This is a genomic window from Kitasatospora sp. NPDC032757, assembly GCF_055579305.1.
Genome location: NZ_JBVINN010000045.1, coordinates 13,522 through 36,329, shown reverse-complemented (window position 1 = coordinate 36,329; position 22,808 = coordinate 13,522). Strand labels below are relative to the sequence as shown.

The window sequence follows — 22,808 nt, the reverse complement described above, 5'->3', positions numbered from 1 at the left end:
CCACCGCACCGACGACGAAGACGAAGGAGAGAGCCTTGGAGATCGGAGTGGGGCTGCCCACCACCGTGCCCGACAGTTTCGGTCCCGCGGTGCCCCGGTGGGCGCGGCGGGCCGAGGAGTGCGGCTTCGCCAGCCTCGGGGTGCTCGACCGGCTGGTGTACGACAACTTCGAGCCGCTGGTCTCGCTCGCGGCCGCGGCGGCGGTGACCGAGCGGATCAGGCTGGTGACCACCATCCTGATCGCCGGCTACCGCAGCGACACCGCGCTGCTCGCCAAGCAGGCCGCCACCATCGACGCCATCTCGGAGGGCCGCCTCGTCCTGGGCGTCGCGGCGGGCGGGCGCGAGGACGACTTCGCGGCCACCGGCACCGGGTTCCACGACCGGGGCGCCCGGCTGGACGCCCAGCTCGCCGAGCTGCGGGAGATCTGGGCGGGCCGCGGCCGGGTGCCCGGGATCGGGCCCGCGCCGGTGCGCCCGGAGGGCGTGCCGCTGCTGGTCGGCGGGCACTCGGAGTGGGCGATGCGGCGTTCGGCCCGGTTCGGCACCGGCTGGATCGCCGGCGGCAACTCGGTGACGGCGTACGCGGAGCTGGTCCGCCGGGCCCGGCAGGTCTGGGCCGACGAGGGCCGCGCCGAGCGCCCCCGGATGGTGGCGATCCTCTACGCCCACCTGGGCCCGGACGCCGCGCGCGTGGCCGGCTCGTACCTGCGCTCGTACTACTCGTTCGTCGGCCCGAAGGCGGAGCGGACGGCCTCCGGGGTGCTGGTCGAGCCGCAGAGCATCCGGGAGGCCGTCGAGGCCTACCGGGAGGCCGGCTGTGACGAGCTGATCCTGCTGCCCTGCACGGCGGATCTCAAGCAGGTCGGCCTGCTGGCGGACGCCGCGCTCTGACGCGCCAGCGGGAGCTTCCGGCGCGCCACCGGAAGCTTCTGACGCACCACCGGAAGGGCGGCCCGCTCCTCTCGACGAGGAGCGGGCCGCCCTTCCGGCACGGGTGCCGTCAGTCCGTCAGCCCCGCCGCCCGGCGCAGGGCGCCGGTGAGCGCCGCGGCGCCGTCGGCGCCGGCCGGGCCGCCGGTGCGCCAGGCCACGAAGGCGTCCGGCCGCACCAGCACCGCACCGCCCGCGCCGATCCCGTACGCCTCGGCGAAGTCGCGGTCCTTGGGCCGCAGTTCGCTCTCCGGGCCGACCCGGTGCACCCGCAGGGGCACGCCCAGCTCACCGGCGGCGCGGTGGGCGGCCTCCGCCCACGCGTCGCCGCTCGCGTCGGTGAGCAGCACGTACGCGTCCCAGAACAGGTCGACGGTGGAGATGATCTCGCCGTCCCGCTCCAGCCACACGTGCGGGGCCCGGGTGCCGGGTTCGCCGGTGAGCTGCAGCCGGGGGGTGAGCACCGGCCCCGTGCCCTCACCGGTGATCGAGGTGGAGGTGTACCGGTACCCGAGGGTGATGATGATGTCGTCCACCATCTCGGCCCGGTCCTGGTCGGTGGCGTAGCCGTGCCGGATCCGGTTGCGGACCATCGCCTGGGCGGCCATCGCCGAGCCGACCGCGCGACGCTCGGCGTCGTAGGTGTCGAGCAGCGCGTCGCCCGCCCAGCCCTTGACCGAAGCGGCCAGCTTCCACGCCAGGTTGTGGGCGTCGTGGATGCCGGTGTTGGCGCCGAAGCCGCCGGCCGGCGGGTGGAGGTGGGCGGCGTCGCCGGCCAGGAAGACCCGGCCGGTGCGGAACCGCTCGGCGACCAGCTGGGCGCCCTGCCACGGCACCTTGTCGACGATCTCGACCGCGAGGTCGGCCTTGCCGGCCGCCGTCCGGACGATCTCCACACAGCGCTCGTCGGTGAAGTCCTCGGGCTTCTCGCCGAGTTCGGGGTGGTAGATCGGGGCCGCGAGGTACGGGTCGCAGCCGTGCAGCCGGGACAGGCCCATCAGGGTGTCGTTGACACTGGCGTAGCAGAGGATGAACTTGCGGCCCTTGAGCAGGGTCTCCAGCTCCGGAGCCTTGAAGTAGATGCTCAGCGCGTTGAAGACGGTGCCGCGGCCCTCCCGCTCGACCCCGAGCAGCCGGCGCACGCTGCTGTTGGCCCCGTCCGCGCCGACCAGGTACCGGGCGCGGATGGTGAAGCGCTCGCCGGTGGCGTTGGACTCGGCGACGGCGGTGACACCCTCCTCGTCCTGGCTGAACTCGATCAGCCGGGTGCCGAAGCGGACGTCCGCGCCGAACTCGCGGGCCTTGGCGACCAGCACCTTCTCGTAGCGGTCCTGCCCGCAGCCCATCACCCGCTCCGGGCTGACGGTCGGCCCGTCCAGCGAGGGTGCCTCGAGCACCACGGCGTCGTCGATCTCGGCGAAGGTCCTGGTCTGGATGATCCCGCCCTCGAAGTACGGGTGGGAGTCGCCCATCTCCAGGGCCCGGATGTCGGCGCTGATGCCGGCCGCCCGGAACAGTTCCAGCGTGCGGGCCTGGAGACCCGGGGCACGCGGCAGCAGCGACGTGCCGTCGCGCTTCTCCAGCACCATCGTGCGGATCCCGTGGCGACCGCTGAAAAGAGCGGTGGAGAGGCCGACCGGCCCCGCTCCCACGATCAGCACAGGGATGTTCACGTCATACATGCGTGTCCCCTCATGAACGGATGGACAGTGACGGGGGTCGGTCCGCGGCACTGCGTCAGGGGTACCGACGCCGCCTCGAGGATTCCTGGCATCCCGGTCGGACCGGGATGCGTCCGCCGTCCTCCAGGGACGTTCGAGGGGTGCTCCATCTCCGCCTGACAGCGTCACAGCGCGACAGGTTGGCCGCCTGGCTGGCAGGCGTCCAGGAAGGAGTCTCACCGATGACGACCAAGGCCCCGGACGTCGGCACCGCCGCCGGGATTCTTCGCCTCGGCAACGCGTTCTGCGATGCCAAGGCTCTGCTGACCGCTGTGGAACTGGACCTGTTCACACAGCTGCACAACGCGCCCGGCGGCACCGCCTCCGCCGACCAGGTCAGGGAGCTGCTCGGGCTGCACGGCCGCGGGCTGCGCGACTTCCTCGACCTGCTGGTGGCCCTGCGGATCCTGGAGCGCCCGGACGGCCGCTACCGCAACGCGCCCGGCACCACCCGGCACCTGGTGCGCGGCGGCGAGGAGTACGTCGGCGGCTTCCTGCTGCGCTCCAGCCGCAACCTCTACCCGGCCTGGGGCCGGCTGGAGGAGGCGCTGCGCACCGGGCAGCAGCAGTCCGGCAGCCACTACGACGAGGTGACCCAGAACCCGGAGATCCTGCGCCAGTTCATCGGCAGCATGGACGCCTTCACCAACGTGCTCGGCGCCCAGCTGATCGAGGCGTACGACTGGTCCGGCCACGCCTCGGTGGTGGACGTGGGCGGCGCCCGGGGCAACCTCGCCTCGCAGATCGTCCGCGCCCGGCCGCACCTGTCGGGGAAGGTCTTCGACCTGCCGGAGATGGAGCCGTTCGCCAAGGAGCTGATCGCCGGCCTCGGCCTCACCGACCGGCTGGAGTTCCACGGCGGCAGCTTCTTCACCGACCCGCTGCCCTCGGCGGACGTGGTGATCCTCGGCCACGTCCTGCACGACTGGGACCCGGAGCAGCGCAGCCTGCTGGTGCACAAGGCGTTCGACGCGGTGAACCCGGGCGGGACCCTGCTGGTCTACGACCGGATGCTGGACGACGAGCCGGAGCACGCGGAGAACCTGGTGATCAGCCTGGACATGCTGCTGGTCACCGACGGCGGCTCGGAGTACCCGGCGGCCGAGATCGTGGAGTACGCGGGCCGGGCGGGATTCGCCCGCACCGAGGTCACCCCGCTCGGTGACTACGACACCCTGGTCGCCTGCCACAAGGCGTCCTGACGGGTGGTACGACGGCGCCCCCGGTCCGCTGCGGCGGACCGGGGGCGCGTCGGCGTCGTGGCGCCGGTGTGGGTCCTGCCGGCCGGGGCGGCCCCGGCCGGCAGGACCGTCCTACGGCCTGCGGCAGACCAGGAGCGTGTCGAAGTCGGCCAGCGGCCGCTGGGTGAGCCCGGTGAAGCCGGCCGCCCCGGCCTGCTCCCGGAGTTCGGCGACGGTGTACTCGGCGCCGCCGTCGGTGACCAGCAGCATGTTGAGGCTGGCGACGAGGTTCTCGGTGTCGTCCGCCCGCTCACCGAGCATCCGGTCGTAGACCAGCAGGGTGCCGCCCGGGTTCACCGCGTCGAACGCCTTGTCCAGCAGCAGCTGCCGCTGCCCCTGGTCCCAGTCGTGCAGGACGTGGCCGAGGATCACCACGTCCGCCGAGGGCAGCGGGTCGGTGAAGAAGTCGCCGGCGTGGAAGGCGGACCGGCCGGTGAGCCCGAGTTCGGCCTGGTAGGCGTGGAAGAACGGTTCCAGCTGCGGCAGGTCGAACACGTGGCCCGTCAGGGCGGGCCGGGCGGCGAGGAGCTGCCCGAGCAGGTGGCCCCGGCAGCCGCCGACGTCCAGCACCGAGCCGAACGCGGTGCCGTCCAGGGCGTCGAGCAGCCGGACCCCGAGCCCCTGCGTGAGGCCGTCCATCATCCGGGCGAAGTGGCCGGTGGCGACCGGGTCCTCGAGCATGCCGAGGTAGTCGGTGTACCCCTGCGGCCGCCCGGTGCGCAGGGCCTCGGCGAGCTGCCCGTACACCGGGTAGAGGTTGAGGTCGGAGCCGCGCAGGAAGCCGGTGACGGAGCCGGGGCGGCCGGCCACCAGGTGGCGGTCGGCGCCCTCGGCGTTGCGGTAGCGGCGGCCGGCGTCGCGGTGCAGCAGGCCGAGCGCGGTGAGCAGGTCGAGCAGGTCGGCGAGGCCCCGGCCGTGCAGCCCGAGCCGGTCGCGCAGCTCCTCGGTGCTCGCGGGGCCTTCGTCCAGCAGGGTGAAGAGGTCGAGGCGGACGGCGGTCAGCAGCGCCTTGGCGTCGCAGAACCGGTTGCCGAGGCGCAGGATGCCGCCCGCCGTTCCGACGTCCCATGCGGTTGTTGTCATGGCCAGGTCTCCTCTGTCGTCCGGGACGGGTCTGAGCACGGGAATCTCGCAGGACCGGATGGAGGACGGCTCGACCCGGCCTCGGCAGGGCGGCACCCCGTCCCGCGGGCGCGCCTACGGCGCCCCCGGGGCTCCGGCCGGCTCCGGGAGGCCGTCGGGCACGGCGTCGGCCCCGCGGGGGCCGTCCGGCGCCGACGGCAGCAGCAGGGTCAGCGCCAGGGCCACCGCGAGGATGCCGGTCTCGTACCAGAGCACCCGGGAGAGCGCCCACGCGGACCGCACCGCTCCGGCGCCCGCCGGGTCCGAGCCGCCGAGCAGCCCGAAGAACAGCACCCCGAGCACCGCGACCCCGGCCGCGGCGCCCAGCTGGTTGACGGTGTTGAGGATGCCGGAGGCGGAGCCGGCGTCCTCGGGCGGGACGTCCGACAGCACCAGGCCGATCATCGGCGAGGCCACCAGACCCATCCCGAGCCCGGTCAGGGCCAGCCACGGCGCCAGCACCGGCGTGGAGACGGCGGCGCCGTAGTGGCCGACCGTCAGCAGCAGCGCCACGGTGCCGGCGATCATCACCACGATGCCGCCGCTCAGCACCGAGCGGCCCAGCCGCTTCACCGCCAGCGGGGAGAACGAGGAGGTGGCCATCGCACCGAGCGAGTACGGCACCAGCGCCAGACCGGCGCCGGCCGCGGAGAACCCCAGGCCGCTCTGCAGGTAGAAGGTGAACGGGAAGAAGAACCCGGCGACCCCGGCGAAGAAGAAGAGCAGCAGCACCAGCCCCACCGTGAACTGCCGGCCGGCGAACAGCGCCGGCTGGACGAGGGCGAAGCCGTCCCGGCGCTGCTTGGCCCGCTCGTACCGGGCGAACAGCACGAACAGCGGAACGGAGCCGGCCATCGCGGCGAACGTCCAGCCGGGCCAGCCGAGTTCCCGGCCCTCGACCAGCGGGTAGAGCACCGCCAGCAGCGCTGCCGTCACCAGCAGCACACCCGGCACGTCCAGCCGGCGGGCGTCCGGGGCCCGGGACTCCCGGGTGTTGCGGGCGACGCCCAGCAGGGCCACCAGCCCGACCGGCACGTTGATCAGGAAGATCGGCCGCCAGGACAGGCCGAAGAGGTCCGCGTTGATCAGCAGCCCGCCGAGCACCGGCCCGAGCACCGTCGCGAGCCCCGAGAGCGCGCCGAACAGGCCGAAGACCCGGGCCCGTTCGCGCTCCGGGAAGGCCACCTGAAAGGTCGACAGGCCCTGCGTCACCACCAGTGAGCCGCCCACGCCCTGCACCGCCCGCGAGGCGATCAGCATGGCCGGGTCCGCCGCCAGGCCGCAGGCCACCGAGGCGGCCACGAACACCACGATGCCGGTCAGCAGGACCCGCTTGCGGCCCAGCAGGTCCCCGATCCGCCCGGCCGTCACCAGGCAGAGCGCGAAGCTCAGGGTGTACGCCTCCACCACCCACTGCAGCTCGGCGCCGTCCGCGTGCAGACGGTCCCGCAGCCCGGGCAGCGCCACCACCACGATGGAGGTGTCGATCAGGTCCAGCGCCATCGCGGCCAGTACGAAGACCGCCGCGCGCCAGCGCCTCGGGTCGAGGCCCTCGGCGTCCTCGGAAGCAGTCGTCATGTGGTCCCTCCGCCGGCGCCGCTGGCCGGGCCCACGGGTGTCGGCGCCGGAGGGGCCGTGGGCCGGATTCCGGGGGCTCCCGCAACCGGGGCGATGCTGGCAGGACCGGCTAGGGCGGCGGTCGAGCAGCCCGGCCGCCGCCCGGCACGGCCGCGCCCCGCCCGGTGAGGGGCGGGGCGCGGCGTGGGGCGGCGCCGGGAGGCCGTCAGGACGCGGCGGGCGCGGCCTCCAGCGCGTGGTACTGGTACGGGCAGGGCAGCGGGGTGGCGGCGGTCAGCTCCAGCCCGGCGGCCTCGAACAGGGCCCGGTACTCGGCCAGGGTGCGCTCCCGGCCGGTGGTCATCACCAGCATCTCGATGTCGGAGATGGCCGCGCCCAGCGCGTCGGCCGGGTCCTCGTCCGCGCCGCCCTCGGAGAGGACCGAGGAGAACACCACGACCCGGCCGCCCTCCGGCAGCACCTCGCGGATGTTGCCCAGGATCCGCACCGACTCCTCGTCGTTCCAGTCGTGCAGGATGTTCTTCAGCAGGTAGACGTCGCCGCCCGCGGGGACGGACTCGAAGAACGAGCCGACGGTGATCCCGTAGCGGCTCTGCAGGCCGGCCTCGGCGAGCACCCCGGCGGTCTCCACCACGCCGTTCGCGGTGTCGAACACGGTGCCGCGCAGACCGGCGTTGGCACCCAGCACGGCGGCCAGCAGGGTCCCGCGCCCGCCGCCGACGTCCACCGCGTGCTCGAACCGGGAGAAGTCGAAGTGGTCGACGATCGCCGGGGACTGCACGTCGCTGCCGCCGGTCATCGCGGCGTGGAAGGTGGCGGCCAGCTTCGGATCGGTCTTGAAGTGGTCGAACAGCGGCGCGCCGTTGGCGATGTCGAAGGCCGACCGGCCGGTGCGCACCGACTCCTCCAGCACCTCCCAGGCCCGCCACACCGGCGGCGCGGAGTGCATGTCGGAGAGGGGGCCGAAGTGCGCGGCCACCGCGGTGGCCCGGTAGCCGTCGCCGTCCAGGGCGAGGAGCCCGGCCTTGACGGCGGCGTGCAGCAACCGGCGCAGGCTGCGCGGGTGGGCGCCGGTGGCCTCGATCAGCTCCTCGGCCGTACGGGGCCGCTCGGCGACCGCGGCCAGGACGCCGAGACTCGACACCGTGGCGCCGATCTGGTGCAGGGCGAACCCGAAGGCCAGCGGCAGGTACTCCGCCGCGGTCGCCGGCTGGGTGGGGATCTGGCTGGTCATAGCGCTCCCTTGGATTCCGTTCGGAGATACCGGCCGGAATCTGGCAGCGCCCGATGGAGGACCGCTCGACCGCCGCTGGGCCGCCGTCGGAGCACCCCCGGTCACCTCGCCGCTTGACCGGCGTTCGAGCCTCCCCCCAGGGCCTGTCAGCACGCTGGCCCGGTCCGAACAATCGTGCAGGAGAGGGCGGTTCAGCCATGACCGAGTCGTGCCCCGTCGGGTATCCCCTTGCGTGGGCCCCGGCACCGGAGATCCCGGCGTCGTGGACGACCTTGCGCGAGCGGCCGCTGCTGGAGATCGAGCTGCCCAGCGGCGAGCCCGCCCTGCTGGTCACCCGCTACAAGGACGTCCGACGGCTCTTCGCGGACGTGCGGCTCAGCCGCAACACCTTCGGCCGGGCCTCCCGGGTCTCCGCCAGCAACGACCTGTTCGGCGACCCCAACATCGACAACGACCCGCCCCGCTACCTCACCGAACGCGCCGTGGTGATGCGCGCGTTCAGCGCCCGGCGGCTGGAGGCCCTGCGCCCGGTGGTGAAGCAGATCGTCGCCGAGCTGCTGGACGGCATGGAGGCCGGGCCGCGGCCGGCCGAGCTGATGGAGGCGTTCGCCTACCCGCTGCCGATCCTCGTCATCTGCCACATGCTCGGCGTCCCCCCGCAGGACCGCGCGAAGTTCCGCCGCCTGATCGACGGCTTCCTCTCCGTCTCCCGGCTGCCGGAGGACCAGGTCGACGAGTGCCGCCGGCAGTACTGGGACTACCTCTCCGAGCTGATCGAGGCCAAGCGCAGCGCCCCCGGGGACGACCTGATCAGCGAGCTGATCGAGATCAGCCGCGAGGACCCGGAGAAGCTCACCGACTACCAGCTCCAGCACTGGGTCAAGACCCTGCTCATCGCCGGCTACGTCACCACCGCCTCCCAGCTGGGCACGGGGATGGCCGTCCTGCTGCACCGGCCCGAGGTCACCGCCGACCTCAAGGCCGACCTGTCGCTGGTGCCCTCCGCCGTCGAGGAGCTGCTCCGCTACCAGATGATGGGCACCTCGCTCGGCACCCTGCGCTACGCCGAGGAGGACATCGAACTGCTCGACGGCACGGTCATCCCCAAGGACTCCACCGTGCTGCTCTCGCAGGAGGCCAACATGGACGCCGAGGAGTTCGAGGACCCGCTCACCCTCGACATCCGCCGCACCGACAACCACCACCTGACGTTCGGCGCCGGCATCCACTTCTGCGCCGGCGCCGCGCTCGCCCGGATGGAGCTCCAGGAGGCCACCGAGGCGCTGCTGCGGCGCTTCCCCGGACTGCGGCTCGCGGTGCCCGGCGAGGACCTGAAGCGCCCCGAGGGCGGCTTCCTCGCCGGGTACACCGAGATCCCGGTCAGCTGGTGACGGCGATGGGCACGCTGAGGGTCACCGCCGACCGGGAGAGCTGCGTCACCAGCAGCCTGTGCGTCTACCGGCTCCCCGAGGTGTTCGACCAGGACGCCGAGGGCCGTGTCGTGGTCCTGGACGGGACGCCGCCGGACGGGCTGCGCCGGGAGCTGCTGCGCGCACGGCGCGGCTGCCCGACCCGCTCGATCCGGGTCGAGGGGCCCGGCGTGGACGACGAGGACGGAACGGGCCCCGGGGGCGGTGGGGCGAGGTGACCGCGGCACCGTTCAAGGTCCTGGTCATCGGCGCCGGAACCGGCGGCATGGCACTGGCCCACGGCCTGCGCCGGGCGGGCTTCGAGGTCGCCGTCCACGAACGCGACCGCACCCGCTCGGCCGGCCTGCACGGCTACCGGGTCGGCATCGGCCCGGACGGCAGCACCGCACTGAAGCGGCTGCTGGCCCCCGAGCTGTACGAGACCTTCAAGGCCACCTGCGCCCGTCCGCCGGGCCACTTCGTGATGCTCACCGAGAAGCTGCGCACCAGCATCGACCTGCCGGTGCGTCCCGCCGTCGACGAGGAGAGCGGCGAGCGCTCGGTCAGCCGGATGACGCTGCGTCAGGTGCTCTTCACCGGCATGGAGGACGTGGTCACCTTCGACCACGCCTTCACCCGCTACGAGCAGCGGCCGGACGGCCGGATCACCGCCCACTTCGAGGGCGGCGACGAGGACACCGGGGACCTCCTGGTCGCCGCCGACGGCGCGGGCTCCCGGGTGCGCCGGCAGTTCCTGCCGCACGCCCGGGTGGAGGACGCCGGGATCATCTCGATCGCCGCCAAGGTGCCCGCCACCCCGGAGACGCTGGCCCTGCTCCCGGAGCCGGTCCGCCAGGGCATCGGCCTGGTCCTCGCCCCCAAGGGCCACACCTGCATCCTGCACACCATGGAGTTCCCCTGGGACCGCGAGGGCCGGCCCAAGGACGGGATCGGCGGCAACGACGCCGAACTCGTCGCCCAGTGGCCGGGGCTGCTCTTCGACAACACCCGGGACTACCTCAACTGGGGCTTCTGGGCCGCGACCGACAAGTTCCCCGCCGACGTGCTCACGCTCGACGGCAAGGAGCTGATCGGCCTCGTCCTGGAGATGACCCGCGGCTGGCACCCGGACCTGCGCGAGCTGTTCCGCCGCGCCGACCCGAGCACCTGCTTCCCCATCAACATCCGCACCTCGGTGCCGGTCCCGCAGTGGCCCACCGGCAACGTCACCCTGCTCGGCGACGCCATCCACACCATGACGCCCGGCCAGGGCGTCGGCGCCAACACCGCGCTGCGCGACGCCGCCCTGCTCACCCGTGAGCTCACCGCCTTCCGCGACGGCCGGCTCAGCCTGCACGACGCCGTCCGCGGCTACGAGACCAGGATGATCCGGTACGGCTTCGACGCCGTACTGGCCTCCAAACGGCAGACCGGCGGGGACCAGCCGATCCACCGCCCCTACCTCGGCCGCCTGGTGCTCGCCGGGCTTCGCGCCCAACTCGCCCTCACCGCCAGGGTGCCGGCCCGCAGACAGCGGATGGCCGACGCCATGCACGCCTACCGCAGCGCGGACCGGGACGACTGACCCGCCCGCCCACAGCCAGAGGAGAACAACAGTGGACATCGGGGTTTGCCTGCCGACCGGCGTGCCCGGCGCCGCCGGAAGCCAACTGGTCGAGTACGCGCGCCGCGCCGACAGCCTCGGCTTCTCCAGCCTGACCGTCACCGACCGCGTGGTGTACGACAGCTACGACCCGCTGGTGGCGCTCTCCGCCGCCGCGGCGGTCACCACCCGGATCAAGCTGGTCACCGCCATCCTGCTGCCCGCCTACCGGCCCAGCTCCGTCGAACTCGCCAAGCAGCTCGCCAGCCTGGACCGGATCTCCGAGGGCCGCCTGGTGCTCGGCGTCTCGGCCGGCATGCGCGAGGACGACTACGCCGCCACCGGCACCGACTTCACCACCCGCGGCCGCCGGCTGGACACCATGCTCGACGAGCTCCGCGAGATCTGGGCGGGCAAGGGCCCCACCCCCGGCGTCGGCCCCCGCCCGGTCAACGGCGACATCCCGCTCTGGGGCGGCGGCCACTCGCCGGCCGGCCTTCGCCGCGCCGCCCGCCACGCCATCGGCTGGATCTCGCCCGGCGGCCCGCCGCAGCGCTTCGCCGACCAGGTGGCCGGCTTCCGCGCGCTCTGGGACGAGGAGGGCCGCACCGGCACGCCCCGGATGGGCGCCAACTGCTACGTGGCGCTCGGGCCCGGCGGCAAGGAGCACGCCCGCGAGCACATGCTCGGTTACTACGCCTACATGGGCAAGCTCGCCGAGCACCTCGCGGCCGGTGCGATCACCGAGGCCGAGACCCTGCGCGCCGTCGTCGACGGCTACACCGCCGCCGGCTGCGACGAACTGTTCCTGCTCCCCGTCACCGCGGACCCGGGGCAGCTCGACCTGCTCGCCGAGGCGGTCCTGCGGTGACGTCCGCCCGGACCGGCCGCACCGCGGTCGTGGTCGGCGGCGGCATCGGCGGCCTCGCCGCCGCCGTCGGCCTCCACCGGGCCGGATGGCACGTCACCGTCCTGGAACGCGCCCCCGAGCCGCGTGAGTCGGGCGCGGGGCTCTCCCTGCTCAGCAACGCCCAGCGCGCCCTGACCGCACTCGGCGCCGGGGACGTCCTGCGCACGGCGGCCACCATGGCGCCCGGCGGCGAGGGCCTGCGGCTCGCTTCCGGGCGCCGCCTCCAGCCGCCCGCCGACCCGGACTTCCTGCGGGAGCACGGCCTCTCGCTGGCCGTGCTGACCAGGCCCGAGCTGCACGGCGCACTGCGCGCGGCCCTCCCGGACGGCGCGCTGCACACCGGCGCGGAGGTCACCGGCGTGGTCGGCCTCGGGGACGGCGCCGCCGCCGTCTACCGCACCCCGCACGGCGAACGGACCGCCGCCGGCGACGTGGTGATCGCCGCCGACGGGGCGTTCAGCCGGATCCGCGCCGAGCTCTGGCCGCAGGTGCCGCCGCCCGTCTACAGCGGGCACAGCGTCTGGCGCGGCATCGCGGAGGGCGTGGACGGCGGCGGTGAGCCGGGCGGCAGCACCTGGGGGCGCGGCCTGGAGTTCGGCCGGATGCCGCTCGGCCCGGACCGCGTCTACTGGTTCGCCGTCGCCAACACCCCCGAGGGAGCCCGCTACCCGGACAACCACGCGGAGGTGGCCCGGCGCTTCGGCTCCTGGCACCGGCCGATCCCGCGGCTCATCAGGGCCACCCCGCCCGGCCGGGTGCTCCACCACGACGTCTTCGAACTCGCCCGGCCGCTGCCCGGCTACGTCCGCGGGCGGGTCGCCCTGCTCGGCGACGCGGCCCACGCGATGACCTCCGACCTCGGCCAGGGCGCCTGCCAGGCGCTGGAGGACGCGGCCGTGCTCAGCGCGCTGCTCGCCGGCGCCGACGATCCCGGTGCGGCGCTGGCGGAGTACGACGCGCAGCGCCGCCCGCGGTCCCAGTCGATCGCCGAATCCTCCCGCCGGATGGGCGAGTTCAAACTCACCGAGAGCCGCTGGCGGCTGCTCCGGCGCAACGCGGGCCTGCGCCGCGCCGAGCCCCGGGAGAGCCAGCGGGGCCTGGCCGCGGTCGGCGGGTGGCACCCGCCGGCGGTCCCGGGGCGGACGCCCGTGGCGGGAGGCGAACCGCGATGATCCTGGTCACCGGTGCGACCGGCACGGTGGGCCGGCTGGTGACGGCCGGCCTGGCCGCCGCCGGGCGGCCCGTCCGGGCCTTCACTCGCGACGCCGCCCGGGCGGGCCTGGGCCCCGGCGTGGAGGTGGCCGAGGGGGACCTGGACCGGCCGGAGTCGGTGCGGGCGGCGCTCGACGGCGTCGACGCCCTCTTCGTCCTGACGGCCGGGCCGGACGCCCCGCGCCACGAGGCCCTGCTCGCCGCCGAACTGCGCCGCCGCCCGGTCCGCCGGGTGGTCAAGCTCTCCTCGGTGGCGGCGGACCGCCCGGCGGCGGGCTCCTACGGGCTCGCCCACGCCACGGCCGAACGGGACTTCGCCCGGACGGGCGCCGAGTGGACGGCGCTGCGCGCGGCCGGCTTCATGTCCAACGTCCTGCAGTGGCGGGGCTCGGTGCTGGCCGAACGGGCCGTCCACCAGACGTACGGCGGTGTCCCGAGGGCGGTCGTCGACCCGGCGGACGTCGCGGCGGCGGCGGTGGTCTGCCTGACCACCGCCGGCCACGGCGGCCGGGTCTACCGGCTCACCGGGCCGCAGGCCCTGACCGCGCCGCAGCAGGCGGAGCGGCTCTCCGCGCTGCTCGGGCACCCGCTGCGGTACGTCGAGGCGCCCCGGCGGGCCGCCTTCGAGGCGATGACCGGCGGCGGCCTGCCGCCCGCCTTCGCGGACGGGCTGCTGGACGCGCTGGCCGATCCGGACCCGGCCCGGGGCGGCACGCCGCTGCCCACCGTCCAGGACCTCACCGGCCGGCCGCCGGGCACCTTCGACGCCTGGCTGGCGCGCCACCGGGCGGCGTTCACGACCCGTTGACCGCACCGCCCGGGTGTCCCGCGGTCCGCCGGCCCGGTGGCGCGCCCCGCCGGGGCGGGGCTCCCGGCGCGGCTCGAGGACCGCTCAAGCGGCGCTCTAGCGCCATGGTCGAGTTTCGAGGTTGACGATGACTGGTACGAATCCGCTGACGGCTGGCGAGAGCGGTACGACGGGGGCGGTGCCGGTGGCGTTGCGGGAGCAACTGTGGCGCTGCGCCGAGCCCTTGGTCACGCAGGTGGTGGAGCATCCGTTCTGGGCCGGGCTGCGGGAGGGGAGCCTCCCGCCGGCCGTCCTGTGGCACTTCGCCGAGCAGGACTTCCACTGGGCCGTGCCCGCGTACGCGCGGGCGCTGGCGCGGACGGCAGCCCTGGCGGAGCCGGCCGGAGCGGGTGAGCTGCTCGCCGGGGCCGCCGCCGCGACCTTCGGGTCGCTCACCCGGATGGACCGCGAACTGACCGCGCTCGCCGAGCGGTTCGGGGGCTTCGGGCCGGTGCGCGGCATCGGACCGGCGACGCTGGCGCAGACGTCGTTCCTGACCTCCGTCTCGACGGCCTCGTACGCCGCCGGCCTCGGCGGTCTGCTGCCGATGATCTGGTTCCACCAGAAGGTGTGCCTCGATCTGCGGGCGCGGGCGGTCCCCGGGGCCCGCTACGCCGAGTGGATCGACCAGTACTGCCCGGAGGACGGTTTCCACGGCTACGTGGAGGCCTACCTGGGGGTGATCGACGACTTCGGCCGCCGGGCGTCCGGCGCCGAGGTGTCCGTCCTCGTGGACAGCTTTCTGCACGGCGCGCGCTACGAGCTGGCCTTCTGCGAGGCGGCCTGGCAGTTGCAGAGCTGGGCCGAAATCCCATCGGAAAGGAAATGACGAACGTGAGCTCTTACGACGACACCGTGCCCGTACTGATCGTCGGCGGCGGGTACGCGGGTCTGGCGACCTCGCTGTTCCTGTCGCACCACGGCGTGCGCTCCCTCCTGGTCGACCGGCACGCTGGCGTCGCCGTCCAGGGCCGTGCGCGCGGCATCAACCCGCGCACCATGGAGATCTACCGTCCGCTCGGCATCGAGCCGCTGGTCAAGGAGGCCGGCCGGCCGTTCGACGCCGACTCCGGCGTGGTGCGCTGCGCGAACCTGAGTTCCGAGTGGAACTGGATCATGCAGCAGGACTCGCCGCGGGCGCTGCCCGAGTTCACCGCGGGCGAGTTCGGCATGGCCGACCAGAGCACCGTGGAGCCGGTGCTGGCCGGCGCCGCCCGGGAGAAGGGCGCCGAGATCCGGCACTACACCCAGTGCGTGGAGATCGAGCAGGACGACGAGGGCGTCACCGCGGTGGTCGAGGACCGGGCGACCGGCGACCGGCGCACGGTGCGGGCCCAGTACCTGGTCGCCTGCGACGGTTACCGGGGCACCATCCGGGAGCAGGTGGGCATCGCCCGCTCCGGCCGCGGAGCGATCCGCTCCTACGTCTCCTTCGTGATCAAGGCCGACCTGTCGGACCTGATGACGAAGACCGCGCTGTTCTGGATCATCGGCGGGGCGGGCGCGTCGGGCGGCTTCGTGACGCACGCGGTGCCCGGCCAGTGGGGCGTGGCGCTCACCTACGACCCGGCGGTGGAGTCCCCGGAGGACTACACCGTCGAGCGGTGCGCCGAGGCCGCGAAGGCGCTGATCGGCCGGGACCAGCCGGTCGAGGTGCTGGACAAGGCCGCCTGGGAGGAGGCGGTGGCGGTCGCCGACGCCTACCGGGCGGGCCGGGTCTTCCTGGTCGGCGACGCCGCGCACGTCTGGCCGCCGGCCGGCGCGCTGGGCGCCAACTCGGCCGTCCAGGACGCGCACAACCTGGCCTGGAAGCTCGCCGCGGTGGTCAAGGGCCAGGCCGGTGACGCGCTGCTCGACAGCTACGAGGCCGAGCGGCGCGCGGTGGCGGTCGAACTGGCGGACCTCACGGTGCGCAGCCAGGAGTCCCGCTTCGGGCCCACCCCGCAGGAGGACCCGCTGGAGCCGACGCTGTGCATCCTGGCGCAGCTGTACAGCTCCTCGGCGACGCTGGGGGCCGAGCACACCGGTGTGATCGGCGAGCAGGTGGAGCAGCGGGCGCGGCCCGGCTCCCGGGCACCGCACCTGTGGCTGGACCACGAGGGCCGCCGGATCGGCGTGCACGACCTCTTCCACGACGCGTTCACGCTGGTCACCGGCCCGGCCGGGAACGAGTGGACGCGGGCGGCGGCGGAGGCGTCGGCGCACACGTCCGTCCCGGTGCGGGCCTACCGGGTCGGTCCCGCCTCGGCCGGTGCCGACCTGGTCGACGTCGAGGCCAACTGGGCCGCCCGCTACCGGCTCGGGCACGGCGGCGCGGTGCTGGTCCGCCCCGACGGGTACGTGGCCTGGCGCAGCGAGGAGCTGCCGGCCGATCCGGCGGCCGCGCTGGCCGGTGCGCTGCGCGAGGTGCTGTCCGCCAAGGCCTGATCCGGCCCGGCGGACGCCGAAGGCGCCGGTCCCCTTCCGGGGGCCGGCGCCTTCGGCGTGGGCGCCGTCAGCCGGCGATGCCCTTGAAGACCGCGACCGCGCCCCGGATCCGCACCGTGTAGTCCGGGAAGTACTTGGCGAGCTGGCGCTCCAGGCCCTGCGGGTCGTCGCCCTGGTTCTGGAAGTTGCCGCGCCGGTGCTGTTCCAGCAGCAGCTTGTGGGTGAAGCGGTTCATCGGCACCCCCTCGGCGAGCACGGTGGTGCCGAAGAGCACCCCGCCGGGCCGCAGCGTCTCGGCGACGTGCCCGAGGATGACGCCCTTGGTGTCCCAGCCGCCGGGGATGGTGTGGAAGACCAGGTTCATCGCCGCCGAGTCGAAGTGCCCCTTGGGCAGCGGCAGCCGGTTCATCAGGTTGGCCTGGCAGGTCCGCGGCCGGTAGCGGGCCAGCCGCTGGGCCGACATGGTCAGGCACTCCTCGCTCAGGTCGAGCAGGGTGATCTCCGGGTCGGGGACGGGGAACTCGCAGCGGTCCACGAAGTAGCCGGTGCCGGGGCCGATGTCCAGGTGCCGCCGGCCGGCCTCGGTGTCGTACAGCCGGCGCATCACGTGCGCCGGGCAGCGCCAGACCGCCGAGCAGAACAGACCGAGCACCCACTTGTCGTAGATGGCCAGCTTGCCCTTGGTGTACACCTCCTGGGCGTGCGCGATCCGCGGGTCCAGGCGTTCGTCGGCGATCGGGCCGCCGGCGGGGTCGGTCATCTCGGTCTCCATTCAGAGCGCCAGCTCGATGTCGTAGTGCGTGAGCCAGGTGTTGAACTGCAGCGCCATCTCCAGGTGCATCCGGCTCGGCCAGTCGTGCGCCTCACCGGGCGCGGCCAGGGTGCGCCGCACCGCGTCGAGGTTGAGGTAGGGCAGGATCGGCGCGCTGTCGTCGGCGACCAGCGCGGCCAGTTCGGCGTGCAGCATCCGGGTGTACGCCGGGTCCTGGGTGACCGGCCACGGGCTCTTCTTGCGCTCCAGGACCGAGACGGGCAGCAGGTCGCGGGCGACGTCCCGCAGGAGGGACTTCTCCCGGCCGTCGTGGGTCTTGAGGCTCCACGGCGTGTTGTAGAGGTACTCGACCAGCCGGTGGTCGGCGTAGGGCACCCGCAGTTCCAGGCCGTTCGCCATGGAGAGCCGGTCGCCGCGGTCCAGCAGCATCGGCAGCCACCGGGTCAGGGTGAGGTAGCCGATGGTGCGCATCCGGTGTTCCTCGGGGCTCTCGCCGTCCTGGTGCGGGGCCTGTGCGGCCGCCTCGCGGTAGGTGTCGGCGTAGTGGCCGGCCATGTCCAGCTTGTCGAGGAAGCCGGTGCCGAAGAGGTCACGGCCCTGGCCGCCCCGGTTGCTGGGGTGCAGGCCCTCGTTGACCACCCACGGGAACGTGTCGGCGGCGATGCACTCGGGCTTGAACATCCAGTTGTAGCCGCCGAAGATCTCGTCGGCCACCTCGCCGACCAGCGCCACCGTGGAGTGCCGCTTGATCTCGCGCGAGGTGAGGTAGTTGGAGGTGTCCATGTCCCCGAGGGTGGAGGGGCCGTCCTGGGCCAGCACCACGTCGAGCCTGGTCCGGCGGTCCATCAGGGTCTTCGGGTCCAGCCGGATGTTGACGTGGTCGGAGTCGACGTGCCGGGCGACCTCGATCGCGTAGGGCTCGTCCGGGGAGAAGCGGACGTCGTCGCGTTGGAATCGCTCGACGTAGTCGTCGAAGGTGGTCACGAAGGTGCGCGTGCGCTCGCCGTCCCGGTCCCGGCGCAGGCCGGCCGCGATCGCGGTGACGGTGCTGGAGTCCAGGCCGCCGGAGAGCGCGGTGCACAGCGGCACGTCGGCGACCAGTTCGCGCGACACGATGTCGTGCAGCAGGTCGCGCACGGTGGCGACGGTGTCCTTGAGGTCGTCGGTGTGCGGGCGGGCGGTCAGCGTCCAGTAGGGGCGCAGCCGGGCGCCGCCGCGGCCGATCGTCAGGGTGTGGCCGGGGAGCAGCTCCCGCATGTCGCGGAAGACCGCCCGGCCGGGCTGCTTGGCGACCGAGAACAGCTCGCGCAGCCCGTCGCCGTCCACCACGGGGCGGATCTGCGGGTGCGCCAGCAGCGCCTTCGGCTCGGAGCCGAACAGCACGCCCTGGGGCAGTTCGGCGTAGAAGAGCGGCTTGACGCCCAACCGGTCCCGGACCAGCACCAGTTCGTTCCGGCGTACGTCCCAGATGGCGAACGCGAAGATGCCCTCCAGCCGTTCGGCGAAGGAGGGCCCCCACTCCAGGTACGCCTGGAGGGCCACCTCGGTGTCGGAGCGGGTGCGGAACCGGCGGCCGCGGGCCGTCAGTTCGTCGCGCAGCTGCCGGAAGTTGTAGATCTCGCCGTTGTGGACGATCACGGCGGCCGTCCGGCCGTCCTCCTCGGCGGCCAGCGGCTGCGCGCCGCCGTCGAGGTCGATGACGGCCGTACGGGTGTGACCGAGGGCGGCGGCGCCGCCCAGCCAGAGGCCTTCGCCGTCGACACCACGGTCGGCCAGCGCCGCGGTCATCGCCCGTAGTACGGGCCGCCGCTGTGCGAGGTCCTGCCCGAAGTCCACCCAGCCGGTGATACCGCACACGGGCGTCTCCTTCCGTCGGTAGGGGTAGCCCCGGCAGCGTGCGGGCGGCGCTTCGAGAACCCCTCGACCGCCGGTGGACCCGTCCGGCGCTCGACCGCTGCGCGACGCCGCTTCGAGCGGGCGGCCGGACTCTGGGGCGGCCGGAGCGCCGACCGAGAGGTGTACGACGATGAACGCGCAGGGCAGCACACCCGAGACCCCGGGCATGGCCGGCTGGTTCGACCAGGGCCTGCCACCGCGCCAGCAGGTACTCGGATTCATCTATGCGAAGTGGGCGATCGGCGCGCTGCGCGCGATCGTCGAGGTCGGCGTGCCGGACGCGCTGGCCGGCGGCCCGCGCACGGCGGCCGAGCTGAGCGCGGCCACCGGCACCGACGCCGACGCGCTCTACCGCGTCCTGCGGGCCGTCGCCGCCGCCGGTGTCCTGGACGAGGACCGGGAGGGCCGGTTCGCGCTGCGGCCGGTCTCCGAGGGCCTGGTCTCGGACGCCGAGGGCGGTATCCGGGACATGTTCCTGTTCGCCTCGGACCCGATGCTCTGGCGCCCGTACGAGAACGTCGCGCACTCCCTGCGGACGGGCGAGGCCGCGTTCGTCGAGGCCTTCGGAGCGCCGTTCTACGAGTACACCCAGGCCAATCCGGACAAGGCCGCGGTGCTGGACCGGGCGATGCTGCAGAACCGCTACCCGGGCACCGACCGGATCTTCGACGAGTTCGACTTCGGCCGGTTCCGCCGGATCGCCGACGTGGGCGGCGGCCGCGGCCACTTCCTGGTCGAGCTGCTCCGGCGCTTCCCCGGCACCACCGGTGTGCTGGCCGACCAGCCGCACACCGTCGCCGAGGCCAAGGAGGTGCTGGACGGATCGGGGGTGGGCGACCGGATCAGCGTGGTGCCGACGGACTTCTTCGTGGAGGTGCCGGGCGGCTGTGACGCCTACTTCATCAAGAACACCCTGCACAACTGGGACAACGCCAAGGCCGAGCTGATCCTGCGTTCCGTCCGCGCCGCCGTCGGCGAGGGCGACGCCCGGCTGCTGATCGTGGAGAACCTGCTGCGCGGCCCGGGGGAGTGGGACGTGGGCAAGCTGATCGACGTCGAGTCGCTGGCCGTGCTCGGCGGCCGCGAGCGGGGTCTGGCGGAGTGGGACCGGATCGCCGGTGCGGCCGGGTTCGCGCGCGCCAACGAGCCGGTCCCCGGCGACGTCGCGCTGCTGGAGTACCGGCCGGTCTGACGGCGGGCCGACCGGACGAGGCCCTTGAGACGCGTCCGGCCCCTTGAGCCGGCCGATTCGAGACACAGGTGTGCTGATGGAGAGACCGCTTCCCGACCCGATGACCCTGCCGTCGCGGCGGGGGTGCCCGTTCGACCCGCCCGAGGAGTACGCGAGGCTGCGCGCCGAGCGGCCGGTGAGCCGGCTCCGGCTGCCCGGCGGCCGGGTCGGCTGGCTGGCCACCCGGTACGACGACGTCCGCGCCGCGCTCGCCGACCCGAGGACCAGTCCGCCACTGATCCAGGTCACGCCGGCCACCGAACTGCCGCTCCCCGAGGATGAACTGGACGTCCCGCCCGGGGTTTTCTCGGCGCTGGACCCGCCGGAGCAGAGTCGCTACCGGCGCCTGGTGAGCCGCTACTTCACCCGCAAGCGGTGCCGCGAGATCACCCCGGAACTGGAACGGATCATCGACGAGCAGCTGGACGCGATGATCGCGCACGGCGCGCCCGCCGACCTGGTCGAGTGGTTCGCCCAGCCCGTTCCGACCCGGGTGATCACCGGCATGCTGGGCATTCCGGAGCACCAGCGGCCGGACTACCAGCGGTGGATCCTCACCATGCTCTCGCTCGACGTCGCCGAGGATCCGCTGCGGGAGGCCCGGGACGGCCTCTACGGCGGGCTGGCCGACCTGGTCCGCGAGCGGCGGTCCGACCGTCGCGACGACATCCTGAGCGATCTGCTGCACGGTGACACCCCGCTCGAGGACGACGAGGTGGTGGGCATCGCGGCCCTGCTGCTGATCGCCGGGCTGGAGACGACGGCCAACATGCTCGGCCTCGGGGCGTTCGCGCTGCTGAGCCACCCGGAGCAGGCGGAGCTGCTGCGCAGTGACGAGTCCTTGCTGGACGGCGCGGTGGAGGAGTTGCTGCGCTACCTGACGATCGTCCAGTTCGGGCTGACCCGGACGGCGCGCGCCGACCTCGAGGTGGGGGGCCGGACCGTCCGGGCCGGCGAGACGCTGATCGTCTCGCTGGCCGCCGCCAACCGGGATCCGGAGCAGTACCCGGACCCCGACCGGCTGGACCTGACCCGGGCGCAGGCGCCGCACCTGGCGTTCGGCCACGGCGTCCACCAGTGCCTGGGCGCCCAGCTGGCGCGGGTGGAGATGAAGCTGGCGTTCCGCGCGCTGCTGCGCCGGCTGCCGGACCTGCGGCTCGCGGTGCCGGCCGAGAAGGTCCGCACGGCCGGCGAGTCCAAGGTGTTCCACGGGGCGCACGAGCTTCCCGTCACCTGGTAGTACGCCGTTCCCTCCGGCCGTTCCGCTGTTCCGCAGGCAGTTCCGCAACGCCGTTCCGCCGTTCCCCAGGCAGTTCCGCACGCCGATTCGAGGCCGGTCCGTGGCATCCCCTCCCGCCACGGGCCGGCCTTCGGCATGCCGTCAGACCGCGCGCGACGGGTCGTCGACGGTGGTGTGCCGGCCCTCGCGGCGGGCGGCCAGCGCGTCGTCCAGGTACTCCCGGGAGAGCATCGCCGAGACGATCGCGACGCCGCCGCGGTGGACCCGGATCTCGCTGTTGACGGCGGTGCCGTACAGGTGGATCCGGCGGCCGGTCTTGCCGGTCGGGCCCTGGGCGTCCTTGAGCCGGCCCTTGGCGGGCCAGGTCACGTCCCAGTGGTCGAGGGTGTCGCCGTCGGAGACCAGCAGCTTGACGGTGGTCCGGTGCAGGTCGAGGTGGAACTGGAGGTCGTCCGGGACGTCCGGGGAGCGGAGGTCGAGGACGATGCTGGCGTCGCGGCCGCGGACGTCGAAGCTGTCCGCGCCGGTCCAGTTGCCCAGCCGCTTGGTCACGGTGTGGTCGGCGAGGATGCGCTCGGTGGCGGTCATCTCGGTGGGTCCTTCCTGTCCGGGTGAGCTTCCGTGCTGACTTCTTCATAGTTGCAGTGCAACTAGTTCCATGTCAACTGGTTCTGCGATGACTAGTTGCCGGGGGACGGTGGCGCGGCCGTACGATGCGCCCATGGCCGACACCGCACTCCGCAGCTCCCCGCTCGCCCTGACCGTCCTGTCGCTGCTGCACTACCAGCCGCTGCACCCCTACGGCATGCAGCGGCTGATCAAGCAGTGGGGCAAGGACCAGGTCGTCAACGTCAACCAGCGGGCCGGCATCTACCGGACCATCGAGCGGCTCCAGGCCGCCGGCCTGGTCGAGGTGCACGAGGTCGGACGCGACCAGCAGTACGCGGAACGCACCCTCTACAAGGTCACCGAGGCCGGCCGGGAGACCACCCGGGCCTGGCTGCTCGACATGCTCGGCACCCCCAAGCAGGAGTTCCCGCAGTTCCCCGTCGCGCTCTCGTTCGCGCTGATGCTCACCCCGGACGAGACCCGCGCCGTCCTGGAACGCCGCGTCCGGGCCGTCACCCGCACCCTGGAGCAGCTGGAGGCCACCCTCGCCGAGGAGAGCGACGACGGACTCGGCCGGGTCGTCCTGCTGGAGACCGACTACCAGCGCACCATGGCCGCCGCCGAACTCGCCTGGCTCACCGCCGTCGTCGAGGACATCGAGGCGGGCCGGCTCACCTGGTCCTGGGAGGAGCTCACCGCACTCGCCGGCCCCGCCGCCGACCTCGACTGACCCGCCGCGCACCACCCGCCGTCGAGGCGGGCCCCAGGCTCCTTCGAGCGCGTCTGCCTAGCGTCCCCACCCGAGGGCCGACGACGCCGAGAGGG

The 22,808-nt window shown here is 73.7% G+C and carries 20 protein-coding genes; 13 read left to right on the top strand and 7 right to left on the bottom strand.

Translation table 11 applies throughout. The annotated features are described in order from the left end of the window. Window positions 1–35: 35 nt before the first annotated feature. A complete protein-coding gene (locus tag ACZ5WK_RS33715; RefSeq protein ID WP_396325707.1) occupies window positions 36–893 on the top strand; it encodes an LLM class flavin-dependent oxidoreductase in 858 nt (285 codons plus the stop codon). A 109-nt stretch (window positions 894–1,002) separates the two neighbouring features. On the opposite strand, the gene ACZ5WK_RS33710 is transcribed toward ACZ5WK_RS33715, so the two are convergent. Further along, entirely contained in the window at window positions 1,003–2,613 is a 1,611-nt protein-coding gene (locus tag ACZ5WK_RS33710) for an FAD-dependent monooxygenase (RefSeq protein ID WP_465553290.1), read from the bottom strand. Window positions 2,614–2,834: 221 nt separating this feature from the next. Between ACZ5WK_RS33710 and ACZ5WK_RS33705 the strand changes: the two genes are divergently transcribed. Continuing rightward, on the top strand, window positions 2,835–3,854 hold the full coding sequence (locus tag ACZ5WK_RS33705) for a methyltransferase (RefSeq protein ID WP_465553288.1): 1,020 nt from the start codon (window positions 2,835–2,837) through the stop codon (window positions 3,852–3,854). Window positions 3,855–3,965: 111 nt separating this feature from the next. Here ACZ5WK_RS33705 and ACZ5WK_RS33700 read toward each other — a convergent pair whose 3' ends face one another. The 3 genes from ACZ5WK_RS33700 to ACZ5WK_RS33690 form a co-directional block, all read right to left on the bottom strand. Beyond that, a complete protein-coding gene (locus ACZ5WK_RS33700) occupies window positions 3,966–4,976 on the bottom strand; it encodes a methyltransferase (RefSeq protein WP_465553286.1) in 1,011 nt (336 codons plus the stop codon). A 114-nt stretch (window positions 4,977–5,090) separates the two neighbouring features. After that, complete coding sequence (locus ACZ5WK_RS33695; protein ID WP_465553284.1) at window positions 5,091–6,593, bottom strand: MFS transporter; 1,503 nt, start codon at window positions 6,591–6,593, stop codon at window positions 5,091–5,093. Window positions 6,594–6,798: 205 nt separating this feature from the next. After that, complete coding sequence (locus ACZ5WK_RS33690; RefSeq protein ID WP_465553282.1) at window positions 6,799–7,827, bottom strand: methyltransferase; 1,029 nt, start codon at window positions 7,825–7,827, stop codon at window positions 6,799–6,801. Between the two features lie 272 nt (window positions 7,828–8,099). On the opposite strand from ACZ5WK_RS33690, the gene ACZ5WK_RS33685 reads away from it, so the two are divergent. The 8 genes from ACZ5WK_RS33685 (at window position 8,100) to ACZ5WK_RS33650 (ending at window position 16,235) form a co-directional block, all read left to right on the top strand. Then, complete coding sequence (locus ACZ5WK_RS33685) at window positions 8,100–9,218, top strand: cytochrome P450 (protein WP_465553280.1); 1,119 nt, start codon at window positions 8,100–8,102, stop codon at window positions 9,216–9,218. A 5-nt stretch (window positions 9,219–9,223) separates the two neighbouring features. Continuing rightward, on the top strand, window positions 9,224–9,475 hold the full coding sequence (locus ACZ5WK_RS33680; RefSeq protein WP_465553278.1) for a ferredoxin: 252 nt from the start codon (window positions 9,224–9,226) through the stop codon (window positions 9,473–9,475). Beyond that, window positions 9,472–10,821: an FAD-dependent oxidoreductase gene (locus ACZ5WK_RS33675; RefSeq protein WP_465553276.1), complete on the top strand. Its 1,350-nt coding sequence runs from the start codon at window positions 9,472–9,474 to the stop codon at window positions 10,819–10,821. The genes ACZ5WK_RS33680 and ACZ5WK_RS33675 overlap by 4 nt, the downstream gene beginning before the upstream one ends. A gap of 31 nt (window positions 10,822–10,852) precedes the next feature. Then, on the top strand, window positions 10,853–11,710 hold the full coding sequence (locus ACZ5WK_RS33670) for an LLM class flavin-dependent oxidoreductase (RefSeq protein ID WP_465553274.1): 858 nt from the start codon (window positions 10,853–10,855) through the stop codon (window positions 11,708–11,710). Beyond that, entirely contained in the window at window positions 11,707–12,921 is a 1,215-nt protein-coding gene (locus ACZ5WK_RS33665) for an FAD-dependent monooxygenase (RefSeq protein WP_465553272.1), read from the top strand. The genes ACZ5WK_RS33670 and ACZ5WK_RS33665 overlap by 4 nt, the downstream gene beginning before the upstream one ends. After that, complete coding sequence (locus tag ACZ5WK_RS33660; protein ID WP_465553270.1) at window positions 12,918–13,769, top strand: NAD(P)H-binding protein; 852 nt, start codon at window positions 12,918–12,920, stop codon at window positions 13,767–13,769. The genes ACZ5WK_RS33665 and ACZ5WK_RS33660 overlap by 4 nt, the downstream gene beginning before the upstream one ends. Before the next feature lie 127 nt (window positions 13,770–13,896). Then, window positions 13,897–14,637 carry a TenA family protein gene (locus tag ACZ5WK_RS33655; RefSeq protein WP_465553268.1) on the top strand — a complete coding sequence of 247 codons (741 nt, stop codon included), beginning with the start codon at window positions 13,897–13,899 and terminating at the stop codon, window positions 14,635–14,637. A 5-nt stretch (window positions 14,638–14,642) separates the two neighbouring features. Continuing rightward, window positions 14,643–16,235: an FAD-dependent monooxygenase gene (locus ACZ5WK_RS33650; protein ID WP_465553266.1), complete on the top strand. Its 1,593-nt coding sequence runs from the start codon at window positions 14,643–14,645 to the stop codon at window positions 16,233–16,235. A 67-nt stretch (window positions 16,236–16,302) separates the two neighbouring features. On the opposite strand, the gene ACZ5WK_RS33645 is transcribed toward ACZ5WK_RS33650, so the two are convergent. Further along, entirely contained in the window at window positions 16,303–16,995 is a 693-nt protein-coding gene (locus ACZ5WK_RS33645) for a class I SAM-dependent methyltransferase (protein WP_396325721.1), read from the bottom strand. 12 nt (window positions 16,996–17,007) lie between these two features. After that, on the bottom strand, window positions 17,008–18,864 hold the full coding sequence (gene asnB / locus ACZ5WK_RS33640) for an asparagine synthase (glutamine-hydrolyzing) (RefSeq protein WP_465553263.1): 1,857 nt from the start codon (window positions 18,862–18,864) through the stop codon (window positions 17,008–17,010). A 169-nt stretch (window positions 18,865–19,033) separates the two neighbouring features. Here asnB and ACZ5WK_RS33635 point away from each other — a divergent pair, with 169 nt between their 5' ends. Together ACZ5WK_RS33635 and ACZ5WK_RS33630 are read left to right on the top strand one after the other, a co-directional pair. Then, window positions 19,034–20,095, top strand: coding sequence for a methyltransferase (locus ACZ5WK_RS33635; protein ID WP_465553261.1), 1,062 nt, complete (start codon window positions 19,034–19,036; stop codon window positions 20,093–20,095). A gap of 76 nt (window positions 20,096–20,171) precedes the next feature. After that, window positions 20,172–21,374: a cytochrome P450 gene (locus tag ACZ5WK_RS33630; RefSeq protein WP_465553259.1), complete on the top strand. Its 1,203-nt coding sequence runs from the start codon at window positions 20,172–20,174 to the stop codon at window positions 21,372–21,374. 141 nt (window positions 21,375–21,515) lie between these two features. Here the strand turns inward: ACZ5WK_RS33630 and ACZ5WK_RS33625 are convergent, their stop codons facing one another. Beyond that, window positions 21,516–21,962 carry a hypothetical protein gene (locus ACZ5WK_RS33625; RefSeq protein ID WP_396325725.1) on the bottom strand — a complete coding sequence of 149 codons (447 nt, stop codon included), beginning with the start codon at window positions 21,960–21,962 and terminating at the stop codon, window positions 21,516–21,518. 133 nt (window positions 21,963–22,095) lie between these two features. On the opposite strand from ACZ5WK_RS33625, the gene ACZ5WK_RS33620 reads away from it, so the two are divergent. Then, complete coding sequence (locus tag ACZ5WK_RS33620; RefSeq protein ID WP_465553256.1) at window positions 22,096–22,713, top strand: PadR family transcriptional regulator; 618 nt, start codon at window positions 22,096–22,098, stop codon at window positions 22,711–22,713. Window positions 22,714–22,808 lie beyond the last annotated feature (95 nt).